We start from the raw sequence: 14,112 nt of genomic DNA on the forward strand, positions 1-14,112 counted from the left end.
GCAGCTTCGATCGGTGACTCAGCCGAGCCGGATCGCCCTTTCGGGACAACCCGCCGTGGCCTCCCGCACGGACTCCTCGTGCTCGGCCGGTACCTCGGACACGAGTGTGACGGCGTACCCGCCGTCGCTCAGATCGAAGACCTCCGGGCAGGCGGCGAGGCAGACACCGTGTCCACGGCAGGCATCGTCGTCGACGAAGACCTTCACTCCGCCTCACCTTCGGCGGGCCTGTACTCGAGGTGTAGTGCGAGCAGGCCGCGCAGGATGAAGGTCGGCAGGTAACCGAACTTCCGGTCGTCCTCGGGGCCGTGCACCTTCTCGGAGATCCGGATCTCGCTGGTGCGCTCGAGCAGGCGCGCGATGCCCACGCGACTTTCCGTGCGGGCGAGCGGAGCACCCGGGCACGTGTGCACGCCGCGGCCGAACGCGATGTGGGTACGGGCGTTCCGGCGGTCGAGGTCGAACTCGTTCGGATCGGAGAACTGGCGCGGATCGCGGTTGGCGGCGCCGTTGACCAGCATCATGATCGTGCCGGCCGAGACGTCGACCCCGCCTACGGTGGTGGAGGTCTTCGTGAGCCGGAAGTCGCCTTTGATCGGGCTCTCGAAGCGCAGCGTCTCCTCGATGAAGTTCGCGATGCGATCGGGTTCGTTCCGCAGAGTCTTCTGGAGTTCGGGCTGTTCGGCGATGATCCGCATCGCGGAGCTCAGCAGACGTACGGTGGTTTCCTGACCGGCGGAGAACACGTTCGCGGCGATGCGGAGGACGTCGTCGACCGGCGGGAGGGTGCCGTCGGGGAAGGTCGCGGTGGCGAGGCCCGTCAGCACGTCGCCGGTCGGGTGCGCCCGGCGGTCCTCGATGTACGCACCGAACTTCTTGTACAGGAACTCGAGGGGGTTGAGCTTCAGGGCTTCACCCTCGGTGCTGCCGAGCGAGAATCCCTTCTCCACTTGGATGTTCAAGCCCTCGATGAATTCCTGGTGGTCGCTTTCCGGGACGCCCAGCAGGTCGGCGATGACGAGCATCGCGAACGGCGCGGCGAAGCCGGTGATGTAATCGCCCTCGCCCCGGGCCAGCAGGTCGTCGAGGAGCCGGTCGGCGATGCGTTCGATGAACGCCTCGTTCTCCTCGAGACGCTTGGGGGTGATGAGCCGCATCAGAAGGCCGCGATGGTCGGTGTGCTGAGGGGGGTCCATCGTGGGGAGCTGGTCGTTCATCGGCAGCGAGGGGCGGTGCTCCTCGATGAAGTCGGTGATGTCGTCGCTCTCGGGGCAGGCCGGGAGTCCGGAGAACGGGCCGGTCACCGAGATGCACGACGAGAACGTCTGCTCGTCGCTCAGGACCTGGATCGCCTCTTCGTATCCGGTGACCATCATGACGTCGTGATGGGGTTCGCGACCGACCGGGCATCCCTCGCGGAGGGCGTCGTAGTAGGGGTACGGGTCCTGGACGAGGTCCGGATCGGTGAAGAAGTTCTTCGTCTCGATGTCGGTCATGGTTCCTCCCGGGCCGGGCTGTGGGCTGGTGCGGAGTTCGACCTCCCCCCGCGGCCGTCCCGCGCGCGAAGCCGTGTCTCGCCCGCACATCCAACCACGGCATGGAAAATCCGGCGCGAGGGGATGTTTCGCGCATTTCGGACTTGTGGCCGATAACGTGACAGCCATCGTGAATCTGTATTCGATCTTGAAATGTCGGACCGTCGAAGCGTGGAAACAACAACGCGGCGGGCGGTGTCAGCTGCGGGACAGGGCGGTGGGGTGCGCTTCGGTGTCGACTCCCGGGATGCCGCGTCCGCGCAGCGACGCGCCTGCCGTCTCCGCCACGAAATACAGCGCGACGAGCCCGACCGCGCACGCGCCCATCATGTAGAAGGCCGGGACGAGGTCGTTCCCGGTCCGTTCCACCAACCATTCGTTGATCGCCGGCGCCGTGCCGCCGAACAGCGATGTCGACACGTTGTAGGAGATCGCGAAACCGGCGAACCGAACGTGCGTGGGGAACATCGCGGGGAAGGTCGCCGAGATGGTCGACAGCTGCATCACGTAGAGCAGGCCGAGGACGGTGAAGCCCACGACTGCCCATCCGAAGCCCACGGACATCAGCATGTACATCGGGATGGCGAGAACGAACAGGCCGGCCAACGATGCCGCCCAGAGCGGTTTGCGACCGATCCGGTCCGACAACGCGCCGGCGAAGGGAATGACCGCCATCATCGCGAGCTGGCCGATCAATACCAGGACCAGGGACGCGGTGCCGGTCAATCCGATCCGGTTCTCGAGATAGGTGGGCATGTAGCTCAGCAGCGTGTAGTTGCACACGTTCAGCGCGACGACCAGCCCCATCAGTTCGACGATCGGCCGCCAATATTTCGTGAGCAGGTCCTTGAACTCGGCGCCGACGCTGCTCTCCTCCTCGTGCGCACGCTCGAGCTCCTTGAAGACCGGGGTCTCGTCGAGCTTCGAACGCAGGTAGAGACCGACGAGCGCGAGGGGGCCGGCGACGAAGAACGGAAGACGCCAGCCCCACGTCGCCATGAACGCGTCCGTCGACAGCAGATCGATGATCAGGACGAGGCACGCGCCGGCCGAGAAACCGCCCAGCGTGCCGAACTCGAGGAAACTGCCGTAGAAGCCGCGTTTGCGGTCGGGGGAGTATTCGGCCATGAACGTTGCCGCCCCGCCGTATTCACCACCGGTGGAGAAACCCTGGAGCATGCGCAACAGCACGAGCAGCACAGGCGCCCAGAACCCGATCGATTCGTACGACGGCACAGCACCGAGCAATACTGTCGAACCACCCATCAGCAGGATGGTCAGTGCCAGGATCTGCCGGCGCCCCAACCGGTCGCCGAGCGGGCCCCATACGAAACCGCCCAGCGGACGCATGACGAAGGAGACTGCGAAGACACCCAGCGTGAGCAGTGTCGCGGACTCGAGATCGCCGGGGAAGAACGAATCGGCGATATAGGTGGCCGTGTATGCGTAGACGCCGTAGTCGAACCACTCGGTGAAATTACCCATGGCCGATGCGCCGATGGCGCGTCGCACCTGTTCCGGAGGCGCAGACGAGGCCTCCGGCGTCGGGGTGGCGGAACCGGTATCCACGGTCGTTCCCTTCGATCGAGAGATCGAGATCGGTGCCCCCGTGCGTACCCGGGTGGAAGGACCGTGAAACCGACGCCGACCGAGATTGCTCGAGGCCGGAATCAGGCGGACAGTGTGCTGAGCGGGTGCGCCGACGAGGTGTATCGCACCCGACCGCGGCGGTCCGCCGCGGAGTCGATGTCGACGGTGCCGAGCCGCTCGTCGCAGATGCGCACGAGTTGCTCGAGTATGTGCGGTTCGAATCGGCTCCACCGGTGCGCGGTCAGCAGACCACGCAGGCGATGGAAGTACTCCTCGGGGGCGATCCCGAACGTGACCCAGATGTCCTCGTCGGGCCCGCCGTTCCAGTGCCGCCACTTGACGGCGAAATCGAGCGTCGCAGCTTCGTCGGTCATGACGGAACTCCTGTCTGATATGGGGAGGTCGAATCCCGCCCTGCGGTGCGGCTCCCGGCGATCGGTTCCTCGGCGGGGACGGGATCGAACGAGACGACGAACGTCTTGCTCATCCGACCGAGCGCATCGTCGTCGTCGGCGATGCTCACTTCCGCTCCGGCGCAGGGTTTTCCACTCGTGGTGGCGATCTGTTCGACAGTGGCGCCACGAGGGGAGGTGGGTGGACCGGGCAGCATGGTCACACTCTCTCGCTCGATCAGGTCGAGGACGGTGTCCGTCTCGAAGACCGGGACGGGAATCATCGTGGCGCCCCGGACGAACGACGCGACGACCGGATCGCGGGTTTCCCGGCTCCCGTCGTCGCTGCATCGCCGAACGTGTGCGCGTCCTGAGGGCGGCTGCACACTTTTCCGAGCGTGGGCTCTGTCCGCAGGGTGCGTGAGCCTGCTCGCTCCGGGACGTTTGGATGCGCTCTCCGCGGGGATCCTTCAATGGTCCTGTCCCCTCGACGCCGGGAGCGCCTGTGCCTGCAACGACCGCGACCGTTTCGCCCACCGACGCCGTTCGGCTCCTCGGACAGGTGGCCGTGCCGTTCGTGGCCGTGGGGCCGATCGCTCGGCGACGGTGGGCCATGAAGCTGCTCGAGAAGAACCAGTCGGACGCCCGCGTGGTCCGTCTGGTCGCGGATCTGCGTAAGCGGCACGGTGACGGGCCGCTCGTCGTGCCGATCCCCGGCCGCACGCTCGCGATCGTCCTGACGTCGGACGATGTGGATCGGATCCTGCGTACCGACACGGCGTCGTTCACCGCGGCCAACAAGGAGAAGGTGGCTGCGCTCAGCCCGTTCCAGCCCAACGGTGTGCTCATCTCCCGAGGTGACATCCGCGCCCAGCGACGTGCCTTCAACGAGTCGGTGCTCGAACCGGAACACGCCCTGCACCGCCTCGCCGGCGATTGGGTCCCCGTGATAGAGCAGGAGGCGCAGGGGCTGCTCGATCAGGCGAGGTCGCGCGGTGAACTCGACGCCCCGGATTTCGTGCGGGCCTGGTGGCGGCTGGTCCGGCGACTCGCGTTCGGCGACGCCGCTCGTGACGACGAGAGCATCACCGACCAGCTGTGGACGCTCCGCTCGAACGGGAACTGGTCGTTCGCTCATCCCCTTCGGCACCGCCTGCGCGATCGGTTCACCCAGAACCTGCACCACCACGTCACTGCGGCTCCGTCCGAGAGTCTGGCCGGTGTGGTCCGAGACCTCGCAGCACCGGCGTCCGTCGACCCGATCGGGCAGATGCCGCACTGGCTGTTCGCGTTCGACGCGGCGGGCATGGTGGGTGCCCGCACCCTCGCCGTGCTGTCCACGCACTCCGAACAGCGCCTGCGCGTCGAGGCGGAACTGGCGGGCACCGAAGCCGGGACACCGCAGGTGTACGAATACCTGCGGGCCTGTGTACTGGATACGACCCGCCTGTGGCCGACCACCCCGGTCATCCTTCGGGACTCCGTGGAGGAGACCACATGGAGCGACGGTGCCGGCGGCACCGCGACCATCCCGGCGGGGACGGGCTTCGTGATCCTCTCCTCGGCCTTCCATCGCGCCGACCACCTCCCGTTCGCCGACAACTTCGAACCCGAGATCTGGCTGGACGGCCGAGCCGAACGTCATCCGGCGCTCGTGCCGTTCAGTGCCGGCCCGACGGTGTGCCCCGGACGCAGCATCGTCCTCTTCACGGCGAGCACCTTCCTCGCGTCTCTGCTCCGCTCCGCGGACTTCACGGTGGTGTCGAACGTGAAGCCCGATCCGGCGGGTCCCTTGCCCGCTACGTTCGACAATTTCGGGTTGCGTTTCGCGGTGCGGTGAACCCCTTCCGGTACCCACTCGACGCCGTCTCCACGACACCCTGTGCCATGACGTCGCTCACTGTTCAGCCCTGTTCTGCCCCGAACAGGTGAGAGCGATGGTGTCCATGTGACTCCAGTGGGGCAAAACGGGCAGTTTTTGTCCGGTACCGGTCGGTTTTCTGTCAACCCGACACGCTGGCGTAGTCAAACATCGAAGTACTCTGTGATGGAATCGTGACCCTATCGTTACCGAGGGCCTGTCCCAGAGGAACTGTTGTGAGCCGAAATTCTGAATCCACTCCCATCCGAGAAACCACCGACATCCGTCGCCGTGCAGCACGTACCGGCAGGTGGATGGCCGTCGCGGTCCTTGCGAGCGCAGTGACGGTCGGTGGCACGACGGTCGCGAACGCTGCGGGCGACCAAATCCGCACCGAGTCCGGTACGGCATGGACCGGCGCCGGTGAGAACCTGTCCACGGCACCCCAGGTGCTGAAGGTCGCCGATGTCGACGCATCGCACTACACCGAGAAGCTCCGTCGCGCCGCCGACCGTGAAGCGCAGCGCGTCGCCGAGGAGGTCGCCGCGCAGGAAGCGGCGCAGCGCGAAGAGGCCGAGCGGATCGCCCGTGAGGCTGCCGAGCAGGCAGCTCGCGAAGAAGCCGCTCGTCGTCCTGCTCTCGCATTCCCGGCCGCCGGCATCCTCACCTCGGGCTACGGTCCGCGTTGGGGTACGAACCACAACGGCATCGACGTCGCCAACTCCATCGGCACCCCCATCGTCTCGGTCACCGACGGCGTCGTGATCGAGTCCGGTCCGGCCTCGGGCTTCGGCCTGTGGGTGCGCATCGCCCAGGACGACGGTACGACCGGCGTGTACGGTCACATCGACCAGTCCCTCGTGTCGGTCGGCCAGCACGTGCGCGCCGGCCAGCAGATCGCCACGATGGGCAACCGCGGCCAGTCCACCGGACCACACCTGCACTACGAGGTGTGGCAGCCGGGTGGCGCCAAGATCGATCCCATCCCGTGGTTCCACGCGCGCGGCGTTCCCGTGCCCAGCTCGCACCTGGGCTGATCCGGTACTCGACAGCCGTGAACGAAGCCTGAAACGAACACTGCCCCGGCGCATTCCGCGTCGGGGCAGTGTCGTTCTCGCAGCTACCAGATGCGCACGCGCTTCGAAGGGTCGAGATACAGTTCGTCGCCCTCGTGGACGTCGAACGCGTCGTAGAACGCGTCGATGTTGCGGATCACGCCGTTGCAGCGGAACTCCGGCGGCGAATGCGGGTCGACCGCGAGTCGGCGGGACGCCTCCTCGTCACGAACCTTCGTGCGCCACACCTGAGCCCATCCGAAGAACACGCGCTGCAGTCCGGTCAGCCCGTCGATGACCGGCGCCGGCTTGCCGTCGAGCGCGATCTCGTAGGCCTTCAACGCGATCGACAGGCCACCGAGATCTCCGATGTTCTCACCGATCGTGAAACTGCCGTTGACACGCTGTCCGGGAAGGGCTTTCGGTTCGAACTCGTCGTACTGCGCGATGAGTGCCGCGGTGCGCTTGCCGAATTCCTCGCGGTCCGAATCGGTCCACCAGTTCTCGAGGTTGCCGTCGCCGTCGTACTTCGCGCCCTGATCGTCGAAGCCGTGGCCGATCTCGTGTCCGATGACCGCGCCGATTCCGCCGTAGTTCGCAGCGTCGTCGGCATGCAGGTCGAAGAACGGAGGCTGGAGAATCGCTGCGGGAAAAACGATCTCGTTCATCCCCGGGTTGTAGTAGGCATTGACCGTCTGCGGGGTCATGAACCATTCGCCGCGATCCACCGGGCCACCGAGTTTGCCGAGATCGCGGTCGTACTCGGCGGCGTACCCGCTGCGGTAGTTGCCCACCACGTCGTCGGGCGCGATCGTGACGGCGGAGTAGTCGCGCCAGGTGTCGGGATAACCCACCTTGGGTGTGAACTTCTCGAGCTTGCGCAGGGCTGCCTCACGGGTGGCCGGGCTCATCCATTCGAGGTCGGTGATGGACTGCCGGTACGCCTCGGTGAGGTTGTCGACGAGCACCTGCATCCGCGTCTTCGCCTCGGCGGGGAAGTGCCGTTCGACGTAGAGCTTGCCGACGGCCTCGCCGAGCAGGTCCTGCACGAGCGACACGCCGCGCTTCCAGCGGTCGCGGATCTCCTGCGTACCGGTGAGCGTGCGCCCGTAGAAGGCGAAGTTCTCCTCGACGAAGACATCGGACAGGTACGGGGCTCGCGCGCGCAGCACCCGCCACACGGCCCACGCCTTCCAGTCGTCGAGGTCCTCACCGGCCCACAGCGCGGTGAACGTCTCGAGAAAACTCGGCTGACGCACCACGATCTCGGCCCACTGTCCGGTGGCCGCGCCGGTCGCGGTGATCCAGCCTGCCCAGTCGAACTGCGGGAGATCGGTGAGCAGCGAGTCGAGCGTGAGCAGGTTGTAACTCAGGTCGGCGTCGCGACGCTTGACCACATCCCAGTGGCCTGCGGCCAGCTTCGTCTCGAGCGCGACCACATTCGCCGCGTCGTAGGGCAGATCGGCGAGCGCGAACATCCGGCCGACGTGTGCGGTGTACTGCTCACGGATCTCGGCGTAGCGGTCCTCGCGATAGTACGACTCGTCGGGCAGGCCGAGCCCGCCCTGCGAGACGTGCACGAGATACCGCTCGGAGTTCTTCGAATCGGTGTCGACGTAGTGCGCGATCGCGCCCGTCACGCCGACGCGCTGCAAGCGTCCGAGCACCGCCGCGAGCGCAGCACGGTCCGTAGCGTCGGATACCGCTCGGAGTTCGTCACGGATCGGGTCGAGACCGGCGGCCTCGATCGCCGCGGTGTCCATGAACGAGGTGTACAGGTCGCCGATCTTCTGAGCGTCGGTGCCCGGTCCGGCGCCGGACGCCGCGGCTTCCTCGATGATGGCCCGGACGTCGACCTCGGCCTTGTCGGCGAGCGTACGGAACGCGCCGTCGAGTGCGCGATCGGCAGGGATCTCGTGTTCGGCGAGCCACCGGCCGTTGACGTGTTCGAACAGGTCGTCCTGAGGGCGGACCCGCTCGTCGACGTGTCCGAGGTCGATGCCGGAGCGGATCTCCGAGTTCTGCGCGAGGGTCATGCCTCACATCCTTACACTCGATTCGCCCGGCGTGCAGACACCGACGTGTAGATATCTGTGGAAGTGGGCGAACACGCACGCGGCCGGGCGCAGGCTCCTAGCATCGGGCACATGACCGAAGGTTCCATGGCGGAGCCGCCCGCGGCGACCCCGCCGACACAGATGCTGGTCGATCCTCGCTTCATGCCCGTCGCGGATCTGTTCTTCCGAATGTTCTACAAGCCGAGCCAGGGTGGTGGCGCTCTCGCGTGCTGTCTGCACGGTGAACCCGTGCTCGACATCTGGGCGGGCTGGGCCGCGCGCGACAAGCGCTGGACGCGCGACACCGTCGTGCTGTCGTTCTCCACCGGCAAAGGGGTGGCCAGCACGGTGGTGCACCGTCTCGCCGAACGCGGGTTGCTCGACTACGACGCCGCCGTGGCCGAGTACTGGCCGGAGTTCGCTGCGGCCGGCAAGGAGACGATCACGCTGCGGCAACTCATGTCGCATCGCGCCGGACTGCACAAATCGCGAGGTCTCGTGCCCGGCCGCGAGGGTCTGCTCGACTCCGAGGCGGTAGCCGCCGCGCTCGCCGCGTCACCGCCCGATCCTCGCCGATTCCACGGACCGGGCTATCACGCCGTCACCTACGGAAACCTCGTCGCCGAGGTCGCGTCGCGAGTGTCGGGGGTGCCCTTCCAGGAGCTCGTGCGCACCGAGATCGCCGAGCCGCTCGGCATGGACGAGTTCTGGTACCGCGTGCCCGAGGACCAACGGCACCGCATCGCCCGGGTGTTCCCGAAGGTCAACTTCCTGCCGGCGCCGTGGACGACATCTGCGGCGGTGTTGTCGCGCGCACCCGGAGTGCGGGGGCTGGTCGAAGCGGGCATGGCAGAGGGATTCGACGAACTGATGCGCAGTCCGTCGGCTCACGACGCCGTCATGCCCGGATGGAACGGTGTGTTCACCGCACGTGCTCTCGCTCGCATGTACGCGGCGATTGCGAACGAAGGAGCGATCGGCGGTGTCCGCCTGCTGAAAGAGGACACCGTTCAGCAGTTGCTCGAAGTGCAGACCCGGCGGCGGGACTACGTGCTCGGTATCCGGCCCAACTGGCGGCTGGGCTACCACCCCGGATGGGTCGCGCTGCGCGAGCAGCCGCTGCGCTCTGTCGGACACTTCGGATTCGGCGGCTCGGGAGCGTTCGCCGATCCGGAGACCGGGCTGTCGGTCGCATTCGTCACCAACCGCATGGGCAACACCTTCACCACGATCTCCGACGGACGGTTCCCGAGGCTCGGCGCGGCGGCCGTCACCGCTGCGCGCCGCGCAGCGTGATCGGACCTCCCCGGCCACGTCGATCGCCGCGAGGACCCGGTCGCTCCGACGCACGGTGACCGTGGCGCCGCCGGGTCGTGGATCGGGCGGCCGGACGCTCGATGTTCGGTATGAGAGAGCTGGGAGATCCCTGCGAATCAGTTATGCGCGGGGGAACAGCCGGACATTGGCATGCGCGCGCACGTAGACGGTGCCGTCGGCGGCGCACAGCGTCGTCTCGAAGGACGCGAGGCGCCGTCCGGCCCGCACCGCTTCGGACCGCAGTTCGACGACGGGCCCGGGGACAGCGGGCGAGCGGAGGTAATCGAGGCCGATCTCCAGCACGCGATAGTCCTGACCGATGCCGGTCAGCGTCTGTGCGGCCAGACCGGTGACGGCCTCCGCCATCGATACGAGCACACCTCCCTGCACCGAACCGATCACGTTGGCCATCCATTCGCGCGGCGACAAGCGGGCCTGCACGACTCCGTGCTCGGCGGCCGTCACCTCGAGTCCGAGCAGGCCGGCGAGCGGTCCGCGGGGAAGAGTCCCGGTGGAGATGCCCGTGACGATGTCGAGGCCGGGCAGTTCGGCCAGGATCGCCGCATCCGACCACGGTTCCGGCTCACCGCGTTCCGGCACGGTCTCCGCCGCGTCCGGGCCGAGTTCCGTCGGTGTACGCCCGACGACGATGGATCGGCCGACCAGGTGCGCAACGAGAACGCCCTGCTCGTCGTGCACGTCGGTGCGCGACACCGCGGTCGAGTCGTCGTAGTACAGGCTGCTGCCGCGGCCGACGAGGAGGCCCGAGGACGGGAAGGGGTGTGCGAGCGTCGCCGTCACGTGCGACAGCACACCCTGCGGTCGCTCACCGGTCTCCGCGAACCGGGCGATGCCGGCGGGTACGCCCGCAGCGAAGTCGGTGAAGACACCGACGGAGGCGAGGGTGGTCTGCCCGCGGTGGTCGAACAAGTGCGGTCCGACGGCTTGGGTGATCGAGACCGACGCGTCGTCGGCGATCTCGATGTCGACGCCCATCACACGACCGGGACGGTCGACGGAGAACTGTGCGGTCTCGATTGCCATACCTTGCTTCTATCAGGGACGGCGCGGACGAGACCGGGCGGGGAGTGGTTCGCCCCGGTGCAGGACCGCCCCGGGCTCAGCTCTGCGGCGTCTCCGGACCGCGACGGCCCTCGAGTTCCCGGATCCGCTTCGACGCCTCCTCGAGCCGCTTCTTCCTCTCCGCAGCCTCCGACTTCTTCAGCTCCTCGTAGACCTTCTCGTCGTCGTCGCTGTACTTCAGGATCAGACGCGGAACGCTGAGCGTGACGATCAGCGACGGCCATACGATCCACGCGTAACTCCAGTCGAGGACGATCTGCAGGACGAGGAAGGTCACCAGGGTGATGCCGATGATGATCCAGTCCAGTGTCTCGACCGTACTTCCGCGGTCGCGGAGCGATGCCAGTTCGTCCTCCGCCGACTGCGGCGCCGCAGGAGAGGTGTCGCGGCGAACCGCCGGGGCCGAGACGTCGGGGATCATCCGGATGTGGCCGTCGACCTGCTCGAGAGGCGCCCCGCCGGGCAGCCCCCGGAAGGAGGGGAGCAACGCCGAAAACGTTCGCGCGGAGGATATCTCCCCGGACCGCTCGTAGAACTCGGCGCTGTCGAGCCGGCCCGCGGCATAGTGCTCGCCGAGCGCGTTCAACGCATGCATGCGCTCGGCGTCGCTGAGCAACAGGTCGTCGTGATCGGAGTTGCCGGTCATTTCTTTCCCGCGCTTTCGGGGTCGGTTGTCGAGTCTTCGTGCGTCCCTGATCCTAGAGCCGGCGACCGGGCGTGTCCCGCGCGATGATGGCCGCCTGGATCCGCGACTGCACACCCAGTTTGTGGAGCACCCGGGCGACGTGTGTCTTCGCCGTGTTCTCACCGATGGTGAGACGGGTTGCGATCTGGCGGTTGGACAGGCCCTCGCCGAGGCAGGCGAAGACCTCCTGTTCGCGAGCGGTGAGGGCATCGATATCCGGTCCGTCCGGAAGGTATTCCTGCCGAGGTGGATTGGAGACGAACGCGTCGATCACCGTCCGGGTGATCTGCGGAGAGAGTACGGACTCGCCCACGTACACCGCCCGGATCGCATCGAGCATGGCGTCCGCCGACGCGGTCTTGAGAAGATATCCGGCGGCCCCGGCACGCAGACTCTCGAAGACGTACTCGTCGATCTCGAAGCTTGTCAGCACCAGCACCCGGGCTCTCGTTTCCCGAGTGATGGTGCGGGTCGCGGCGATCCCGTCGACATGCGGCATCCGGCTGTCCATGAGGACGACATCCGGGTCGAGCGCACGGACCTGGGACACCGCGACGGCGCCGTCGGCGGCTTCACCCACCACCCCGATGTCCTCGCTCGTGTCGAGCAGGAGTCGCAGTCCCGCGCGGATGGCGCCGTGGTCGTCGGCGAGCAACACTCTGATCGTCACGTCACAGGCCTCTTCGCCAGTGGCAGTTGCACGTATGTCCTCCATTCGTTCCCCTCGCGACCGGAGCGGGCCTGTCCGCCCACCGCGGCGGCGCGTTCGGCGATGTTCCGCAGGCCGTGCCCGGTGCTGCGGGCCGGTGACGGCTCCGCGGCGTCCGACGTGCCGATCGGATTCACCACTTCGATGCCCAACCGACCGTCGACGTCGTCGAAACGAAGTGTCACCGGCTGTTCCGGTGCGTGCTTCACCGCATTCGTCAGGGTTTCCTGGACGATGCGGTAAGCCGTGAGATCGACCTCCGCGTCGAGACCGGTGGGTGGACGACCATCGATCCGGACCGAGGTGCCGGCGACGCGTGCGGACACGGTGAGCGGTTCGAGATCGGCGAGGCGACCCGCCGTGGTGATCTCGTCGTCGGTGTCGTTGCTGCGTAACAGGCGCACCAGCGATTGCATCTCCTGCAGGGCGGCCACACTGCCGGACCGCACGGACTCGAGCACGGTCAGCGCTCGGTCCGGATCGGATTCGCGGAGGCGGAGCGCGGCCTCGCTCTGAATCGCGATGGACGACAGGTGTCCCGCCACCACGTCGTGCAGGTCGCGGGCCAGGCGCTGCCGCTCGGTGGTGATGGCGGCGTGCCGGTCCAGTTCCGCGACGCGCGTGAGCGCTTGGACGCGTGCCCGTTCGATCTCGGCGGCGTCGCGGTGAGAACGGACCGATCGGGCCCACCAGATCGGGACGACGATCACGAGCACGGCGATCGAGACGGCCCACACAGCGATGCGCAAGTCCCCGGAGTACACACCGAGCGCGACGGCGCCGACGACGATCGGGACCACGGGTGCACGTTCGAGGACGAGGCTGGTCCGCGCCGAGCCGAACAACGCTGCCGCATACAGCAGGTCGCCGTACGCGATCCAAACGGGCAGGGAGGGGCCGACGACGAGGTCGACCAGCACCGGGACGGTGCCCAGCCCGAGCGCGAGAAGCGGCCGCGTTCGGCGCATCGTCATCGGTGTGCACACGCAGGCGAGTAGAACGAGCCACACCCACAACGGTCGAGGCGGGCGGTCCTCGACGAGCACACCGAGATTCAGGGCGTACAACAGTGCGCCGCCCCCGAAGTACGCGAGCGCGACGAGCAGCGAGTTGTAGCGCGGGTTCACGAATCCCACTCGAATCTCGGATTCACGATTGTCCACAGGAACGATTCGACCACAGCTGTGCGGGGATCAGGGTCTACGTCACCCGAAGTGATGAGGCGGCGGCCGCCCATCGGGCGACGCGAGCGCGGGAGGTACGCGCGACTCTGGGGTCATGTTCAGCCACATCACCGCCTTCATCGTCGGATGCGAGATCGCGTTCTGGGTAGTACTCGCGGCCGGGCTCGTGTTCCGGTACCTACTCCGGCTCGGGAGGACAGGCGCGGTCCTGCTCACCCTGATCCCGTTGATCGACGTCGTCCTGCTCGCGGCCGTCGCTGTGGATCTGCACAACGGGACGGAGGTCGGATGGGTCCACCGCGTGGCGGGCATCTATCTCGGCGTGAGTGTCGCATTCGGGCCGAGCATCGTCCGCTGGGCCGATCGCCGGTTCGCCTATCACTTCGCGGGCGGTGCGAAACCGGAACCCGCTCCGAAGGAAGGACCGGAAGCCTTCCGTAAGGAATGTGCGGACTTCGGGCGGTGGCTGATCGCGGCCGGAATCAGCGGGGGCACCGTTCTCGGGCTCGGCTCGACGGTCGCGAACACCGACCAGGCCTCGGCACTGTACGGAATCTTTCCCACCCTGTGCGTGATCACGGTGATCTGGCTGATCACGGGACCGGTATGGGTGCTCGGGAAGCAGTGACGAAGACGTCGTACCG

The 14,112-nt window shown here is 67.1% G+C and carries 13 protein-coding genes and 1 pseudogene; 4 read left to right on the forward strand and 10 right to left on the reverse strand.

The window, feature by feature from the left end; all coding sequences use genetic code 11:
• Window positions 1-18: 18 nt before the first annotated feature.
• From R1101_RS0101220 to R1101_RS30805, 5 genes and pseudogenes are all read right to left on the reverse strand, one after another.
• Entirely contained in the window at window positions 19-207 is a 189-nt protein-coding gene (locus R1101_RS0101220) for a ferredoxin (protein ID WP_016931668.1), read from the reverse strand.
• Complete coding sequence (locus R1101_RS0101225; RefSeq protein ID WP_016931669.1) at window positions 204-1,496, reverse strand: cytochrome P450; 1,293 nt, start codon at window positions 1,494-1,496, stop codon at window positions 204-206. The genes R1101_RS0101220 and R1101_RS0101225 overlap by 4 nt, the downstream gene beginning before the upstream one ends.
• A 237-nt stretch (window positions 1,497-1,733) precedes the next feature.
• On the reverse strand, window positions 1,734-3,020 hold the full coding sequence (locus R1101_RS0101230; protein WP_016931670.1) for an MFS transporter: 1,287 nt from the start codon (window positions 3,018-3,020) through the stop codon (window positions 1,734-1,736).
• 185 nt (window positions 3,021-3,205) lie between these two features.
• Window positions 3,206-3,499: a DUF3263 domain-containing protein gene (locus tag R1101_RS0101240; RefSeq protein ID WP_016931672.1), complete on the reverse strand. Its 294-nt coding sequence runs from the start codon at window positions 3,497-3,499 to the stop codon at window positions 3,206-3,208.
• A 113-nt stretch (window positions 3,500-3,612) separates the two neighbouring features.
• Window positions 3,613-3,831, reverse strand: a pseudogene (locus R1101_RS30805) (hypothetical protein); the annotation flags it as partial.
• 191 nt (window positions 3,832-4,022) lie between these two features.
• On the opposite strand from R1101_RS30805, the gene R1101_RS0101250 reads away from it, so the two are divergent.
• Both R1101_RS0101250 and R1101_RS0101255 read left to right on the forward strand, forming a co-directional pair.
• Window positions 4,023-5,357 carry a cytochrome P450 gene (locus R1101_RS0101250; RefSeq protein WP_016931674.1) on the forward strand — a complete coding sequence of 445 codons (1,335 nt, stop codon included), beginning with the start codon at window positions 4,023-4,025 and terminating at the stop codon, window positions 5,355-5,357.
• A 335-nt stretch (window positions 5,358-5,692) separates the two neighbouring features.
• Window positions 5,693-6,415: a M23 family metallopeptidase gene (locus R1101_RS0101255; protein WP_016931675.1), complete on the forward strand. Its 723-nt coding sequence runs from the start codon at window positions 5,693-5,695 to the stop codon at window positions 6,413-6,415.
• A gap of 83 nt (window positions 6,416-6,498) precedes the next feature.
• On the opposite strand, the gene R1101_RS0101260 is transcribed toward R1101_RS0101255, so the two are convergent.
• The gene (locus R1101_RS0101260; protein WP_016931676.1) at window positions 6,499-8,469 is read right to left on the reverse strand and encodes a M13 family metallopeptidase; all 1,971 of its coding nucleotides are present in this window, start codon (window positions 8,467-8,469) and stop codon (window positions 6,499-6,501) included.
• Window positions 8,470-8,580: 111 nt separating this feature from the next.
• Here R1101_RS0101260 and R1101_RS0101265 point away from each other — a divergent pair, with 111 nt between their 5' ends.
• The gene (locus R1101_RS0101265) at window positions 8,581-9,786 is read left to right on the forward strand and encodes a serine hydrolase domain-containing protein (RefSeq protein WP_016931677.1); all 1,206 of its coding nucleotides are present in this window, start codon (window positions 8,581-8,583) and stop codon (window positions 9,784-9,786) included.
• A gap of 141 nt (window positions 9,787-9,927) precedes the next feature.
• Here the strand turns inward: R1101_RS0101265 and R1101_RS0101270 are convergent, their stop codons facing one another.
• From R1101_RS0101270 to R1101_RS0101285, 4 genes are all read right to left on the reverse strand, one after another.
• A complete protein-coding gene (locus R1101_RS0101270) occupies window positions 9,928-10,851 on the reverse strand; it encodes a PaaI family thioesterase (protein ID WP_016931678.1) in 924 nt (307 codons plus the stop codon).
• 76 nt (window positions 10,852-10,927) lie between these two features.
• Window positions 10,928-11,536: a DUF1707 SHOCT-like domain-containing protein gene (locus R1101_RS0101275; RefSeq protein WP_016931679.1), complete on the reverse strand. Its 609-nt coding sequence runs from the start codon at window positions 11,534-11,536 to the stop codon at window positions 10,928-10,930.
• A 52-nt stretch (window positions 11,537-11,588) separates the two neighbouring features.
• The gene (locus tag R1101_RS0101280) at window positions 11,589-12,245 is read right to left on the reverse strand and encodes a response regulator (protein ID WP_016931680.1); all 657 of its coding nucleotides are present in this window, start codon (window positions 12,243-12,245) and stop codon (window positions 11,589-11,591) included.
• The gene (locus tag R1101_RS0101285; protein ID WP_016931681.1) at window positions 12,242-13,447 is read right to left on the reverse strand and encodes a sensor histidine kinase; all 1,206 of its coding nucleotides are present in this window, start codon (window positions 13,445-13,447) and stop codon (window positions 12,242-12,244) included. The genes R1101_RS0101280 and R1101_RS0101285 overlap by 4 nt, the downstream gene beginning before the upstream one ends.
• A 115-nt stretch (window positions 13,448-13,562) precedes the next feature.
• Here R1101_RS0101285 and R1101_RS0101290 point away from each other — a divergent pair, with 115 nt between their 5' ends.
• On the forward strand, window positions 13,563-14,096 hold the full coding sequence (locus tag R1101_RS0101290; RefSeq protein ID WP_016931682.1) for a hypothetical protein: 534 nt from the start codon (window positions 13,563-13,565) through the stop codon (window positions 14,094-14,096).
• Window positions 14,097-14,112: the final 16 nt, after the last annotated feature.

Origin of the sequence: Rhodococcus sp. R1101, from assembly GCF_000278445.1 — a bacterium.
Classification (GTDB): domain Bacteria; phylum Actinomycetota; class Actinomycetes; order Mycobacteriales; family Mycobacteriaceae; genus Rhodococcus; species Rhodococcus gordoniae.